The sequence below is a fragment of the Acinetobacter sp. UBA2063 genome (assembly GCF_002333245.1).
In the GTDB taxonomy this organism is placed as follows: domain Bacteria; phylum Pseudomonadota; class Gammaproteobacteria; order Pseudomonadales; family Moraxellaceae; genus Acinetobacter; species Acinetobacter parvus.
Genome location: NZ_DDAH01000027.1, coordinates 579 through 5591, shown reverse-complemented (window position 1 = coordinate 5591; position 5013 = coordinate 579). Strand labels below are relative to the sequence as shown.

General features: G+C 43.2%; 6 protein-coding genes. 1 reads left to right on the top strand and 5 read right to left on the bottom strand.

Features of this window, described 5'->3' with window-relative positions:
* On the top strand, positions 1 to 712 hold a 712-nt coding region (locus B4H32_RS01340; protein ID WP_286799385.1), incomplete at its 5' end, for a mechanosensitive ion channel family protein.
* Here the strand turns inward: B4H32_RS01340 and B4H32_RS01335 are convergent.
* The 5 genes from B4H32_RS01335 to B4H32_RS01315 all read right to left on the bottom strand — a co-directional run.
* Positions 709 to 1416 (bottom strand): 16S rRNA (uracil(1498)-N(3))-methyltransferase, encoded by a 708-nt coding sequence (locus B4H32_RS01335; protein ID WP_004678984.1) that lies wholly within the window; start codon positions 1414 to 1416, stop codon positions 709 to 711. The two genes, B4H32_RS01340 and B4H32_RS01335, sit on opposite strands and share 4 nt — an antisense overlap.
* Positions 1413 to 2729: a 3-deoxy-D-manno-octulosonic acid transferase gene (locus B4H32_RS01330; protein WP_004797759.1), complete on the bottom strand. Its 1317-nt coding sequence runs from the start codon at positions 2727 to 2729 to the stop codon at positions 1413 to 1415. The genes B4H32_RS01335 and B4H32_RS01330 overlap by 4 nt, the downstream gene beginning before the upstream one ends.
* A 101-nt stretch (positions 2730 to 2830) precedes the next feature.
* Complete coding sequence (locus tag B4H32_RS01325) at positions 2831 to 3895, bottom strand: alkene reductase (protein WP_286799383.1); 1065 nt, start codon at positions 3893 to 3895, stop codon at positions 2831 to 2833.
* Positions 3896 to 3921: 26 nt separating this feature from the next.
* Positions 3922 to 4224 carry an ArsR/SmtB family transcription factor gene (locus B4H32_RS01320; protein ID WP_038346460.1) on the bottom strand — a complete coding sequence of 101 codons (303 nt, stop codon included), beginning with the start codon at positions 4222 to 4224 and terminating at the stop codon, positions 3922 to 3924.
* Between the two features lie 161 nt (positions 4225 to 4385).
* Positions 4386 to 5013, bottom strand: a 628-nt coding sequence (locus B4H32_RS01315; protein ID WP_286799382.1) for a peptide chain release factor-like protein, incomplete at its 5' end; no start/stop codon positions are given.

Genomic DNA, 5013 nt, shown 5'->3' with positions numbered 1-5013 from the left:
CTACACCCGCCAGAACCTGGTATTGGTACTGAATCGGGTCGGTAGCACTTTTATCCTGTTTTTTGGTTTCCTGATTGCGCTGGTGATTGCCATTCCAGGCTTTACCCCGAGCCAACTGATTGGGGCACTGGGGATTGGTTCGGTCGCCATTGGTTTTGCATTTAAGGACATCTTCCAGAATTTACTTTCAGGCGTGCTGATTCTACTGAGTGAACCTTTCCGCATTGGTGATGACATTGTGGTGAATGGCATGGAGGGCAATGTTGAGGATATCCAGATTCGTGCCACATTCCTGCGTTCTCCAGATGGCCGCCGTATCGTCATTCCCAATGCGACGGTCTATACCAGTGCCGTGACGGTAAACAATGCCTACCAGCGCCGCCGTTGTGAGTTTATGGTGGGTATTGGCTATGAAGACAATATCCAGCAGGCCAAGGACATTATCCTGAAGATTCTGGACCATAACCGTAACGTGCTGAGTCAGCCTGCCTTTTCAGTAAATGTTACCGCACTGGCCGACTTCTCGATTAACCTGACAGTACGCTGGTGGGTCAACACCACTGAAACCTCAACTGGAAGCTCAATCAGCGAAATTCAGGAACTGGTGGTGGCAGCCTTTGATGAACAGGGTATCTCAATTCCCTACCCTGTACAGGAAGTTAAAGTGTATCGTGGTGATCAATCAGAACCAATCAACGAACCAACCACCTAGATAAATAATCGCCCTAAAATATGCGATACCGCCGTTTCAGTTCGTAAAATTCGGTTGCCTAAGCGCCTTGCTTGGCAGCCATTTTTTTTGAACAGATCAACCTCAAAAGGAATAAATCCGCCTTCTGGCCCAACGATCAGGCAACATGAATGCTGAATCGCATGTGGCATCTGCTGTTCTGCATAGGGATGTGCGACATAAGCAGGTTTTTGATCCGAAATAAATGTAGGCAAAACATCTTCAACAAAAGGTTTAAACCTTTTGTAAAGCTGGATTTCTGGCTCGATAGTATCACCAGCCTGTTCCAGCCCCAGCGTTACATAATCATCCAGATGCTGTAAAAATGGGCTTTGCCAATAGCTTTTATCCACCCGATAACTATGGATCAGGCTAATCCGTTGCACACCCAAAGTCACCGCATCCATCACCATACGGCGTAATACTTTGGGTCGTGGCAAGGCCAGAATCAAATGTACAGGCAACTTTGCAGGCACGGCTTCCACCTGAATTGGCCTGAGTAAAATATGTTGTTCTGAAATCGTTACAACTTCGGTGAGATAACGCTGACCATTGCGGATACCCACCTTTAAGGTATCTCCAGCATTTAACTGCACATGCTGGCTTAAATGTTGCAGTTGTCTTGGACTTTCAATTTTCCAGAACTCGGATTGGGTTTGTTCAGCTTCAAGTAAAACAATATTCATGATGATGCGGTTTGCTGTAAATAGTGGTCAAGCAACTGGATATGTTTTTTTAGAGAACCCTTATTGCGCTGCAATACCTGTTGAGCGTGCGCAACCTGTTGTTGGGTTTGCACTGGATCATCCAAACAGCTTAAAAGTTGCTGTGCCACTTGTGCTGCATTTTCTCCAATTAAAATTCCCTGCGCTGCCACAAATTCATCGACAATACTTTGAAAATTAAAATAGCGAGGACCAATGACTGTCGGGATATTCAGCACCATCGGTTCCAGAATATTATGTCCTCCCCCAGGTTCATTCAATGAACCACCGACAAAACAGGCCTGACTCAAGGCATACCATAACCACATTTCACCCATACTGTCGGCAAGAAAAACCTGTGTATCGATTTGAATTGGCTGTTTAAGACTACGACGTTGCGTATTTAAATTTAAACTCTGGCAAATTTTATACACCTCATCAAAGCGCTCTGGATGACGCGGTACAACCATACATAACAAATCAGGGTTGGAATTTAAATGTGTCTGTAATTGCTTAAGTAACTGTTCTTCTTCAGGTGCATGTGTGCTGGCTAAAGTAATTATTTGACGTTTCTCTAACTGCCATTCCTGTTTTAACTGTTCAGCTTGCTCAATAAAGGAGTTCGGAGCACTAATATCAAATTTAATATTTCCAACAACCTGACTTTTGCTTTGATCTAACCCCAAATCCACATAACGCTGTTGTGTCGTGATATCTTGAGCCAATAACCATGTGAGTTGCTGCAACATCGGCTGTGTTAAACGACGAACTTTGTCATAACCTTTCGCTGATTTTTCTGAAAGACGAGCATTCAATAAGATACATGGAATTTGCTTCTGTTTGGCTTGTGCGATCAAATTTGGCCAAATCTCAGTTTCAACTAAAGCAAGAATTTTCGGTTGATACAGCTCAAAAAATTGTTTCAGTAACGGCTTCTGATCAACAGGCAAATAGACTGCCTGAAAAAGTGTCGAATATTTTTCGTAAAATAAACTCTTGGCTCTGGCTTGCCCTGTTTTTGTGGTGTTGGTCACTAAAACCGAATGTCCAAGTTTTAGATAGTGCTCAATCAAAGGTTGAGCAGCGTTGGTTTCTCCAACTGATACTACATGAAACCAAATCGTATTTAAATTTTTAGGGGGTTGAAACGGTCCAAAACGCTCTAGGCACTCTTGCTGATATAGCGCATCACTTTCAGCCCGTTGTCTTATTTTCCAGCGATAGAGCGGTTTGAGACATACCAGTAAAAAGTTATACCAGAACGGGGTTTGCTGTACTGCGTTGTGCTGCGCCATCCGAGACCAAGATTTACAATTTGATTTCAGCACATTATGCGGAATTTCAAAAAAAAACTCATGCCATTTTGGTAAATGACATGAGTAATTCTAAAAACGACTTAAGCTTCCAGTTGTTCAAAAACAGGATAATCCGTATAACCTTCGGCACTCGGACCATACAAGGTATCGAATTGAACCTGATTAAGCGGTAGATCATTTTCCAAACGCTCGAATAAATCAGGATTTGCGATATATGCTAAACCAAATGCAACTGCATCCGCTTGTTCAGTTGCTAAAATACGCTTGGCTGATTCTGGCGTTAATTTTTCGTTGGCAATCCAAGCACCTTTGAATTTAGGACGCAACTTTGGTTGTAAACTATCCTCAGCTTCGTACTCGCGAGTAAAGATAAACGCAACATTACGCTGATCCAATTGCTCAACCACATAACCAAAAGTCGCTAATGGATCTGCATCACCCATGTCATGTGAATCACCACGCGGTGCCAGATGCACACCCACCCGACCTGCACCCCATACCTCAATAAAGGCATCCACAATTTGCAACAACAAGCGCGCGCGGTTTTCAATTGAACCACCATACTCATCATCACGATGATTGGTCGTACTTTGTAGAAATTGATCGATCAAATAACCATTGGCTGCATGCAACTCAACACCATCAAAACCTGCTGCTTTCGCTAACTCAGCCGCATGTTTATATTGTGCGACGATTTCTTGGATTTCTTCATGCGATAAAGCACGAGGTGTAACGAAAGGACGTTTCGGACGCAGTAAACTCACTTCCCCCGCAGGTTGAATCGCACTTGGTGCGACCGGAATATCACCATCCAATAAGTCAGGATGTGAAATACGACCGACGTGCCATAGCTGAACCACAATCTTTGAACCTTGCGCATGCACAGCTTCAACAATTTTGTTCCACGCTTGAGCTTGTTCTTGTGACCATAAGCCTGGCGTATTGGCGTAGCCAACAGCTTTCGGACTAATCACCGTCGCTTCAGTAATAATCAGACCTGCATTAGCACGTTGTTGGTAATATTCAACCATCAGATCATTTGGGATACGTTGTTCACCGCTACGTGCTCTTGTTAACGGTGCTAAAACCAAACGGTTCTTGATTGTAAAGTCACCGACTTGCAATGCAGAATTTAACTCAGCCATAATCGCCTCAACTTACACTTGTTACTTTAAAGTGTTTGTTTTAAATGTTCGATGTATTGCTGAATCAAAGCTTCATTACGCGTAAAATATGACCATTGCCCATATTTCTCAACCTTAATCAAACCTGCTTGCTGTAATACAGACAAATGATTTGACATGGTTGATTGTGCAACTTTGCCTAAACGTTCAATGTGCCCTGCACAGACACCACGTTCAAAACTGCCACCACATTCCTGCACAGGCAAAAATTGCTCAGGCTGTTTCAGCCACTGCAAAATCTGTCGGCGTAATGGATTGGCTAAGGCTTTGCTTATAACATCAATATCCATAGACTCACCACGTTTCTCAACAGGCAAAGCTTTGTTCAGCATCTCAACCTAGTATATCGAATTTTATAAATATTAATATCTATTTTTTTCGATATTAATATCATATTTTTTCGATTAAGGGTCGAGAGCTGAACGAGATTGCCATTTTTATTGGATAAAACTTACAGACCTTGTTTTAAACTCGCTTCAATAAACTTGTCTAAATCCCCATCAAGCACAGCTTTTGTATTGGAGTTTTCGACACCTGTACGCAAGTCTTTAATACGTGAGTCATCAAGCACATAAGAACGAATCTGACTTCCCCAGCCAATATCTGACTTTGAGTCTTCTAATGCTTGAGCTGCTTCATTACGTTTGCTCATCTCTAACTCATAGAGTTTGGCACGTAATTGCTTCCACGCATGATCACGGTTCGCATGCTGTGAACGTTGGTTCTGACATGCCACCACGATACCCGTTGGTGCATGAGTGAGACGAACTGCCGAATCGGTTTTGTTAATGTGCTGACCACCCGCACCCGACGCACGGTAGGTATCGGTACGGACATCCGAGGGATTAATATCAATTTCGATATTGTCATCAATCTCTGGCGATACAAACACTGCCGAGAATGAAGTATGACGGTTGTTATTACTGTCAAATGGTGACTTGCGTACCAAGCGGTGTACGCCACTTTCAGTTCGTAACCAGCCATAAGCAAACTCGCCATCAACACGGATGGTTGCAGATTTAATGCCTGCCACGTCACCATCAGACACTTCCATCAATTCAGCTTTAAAGCCATGACGT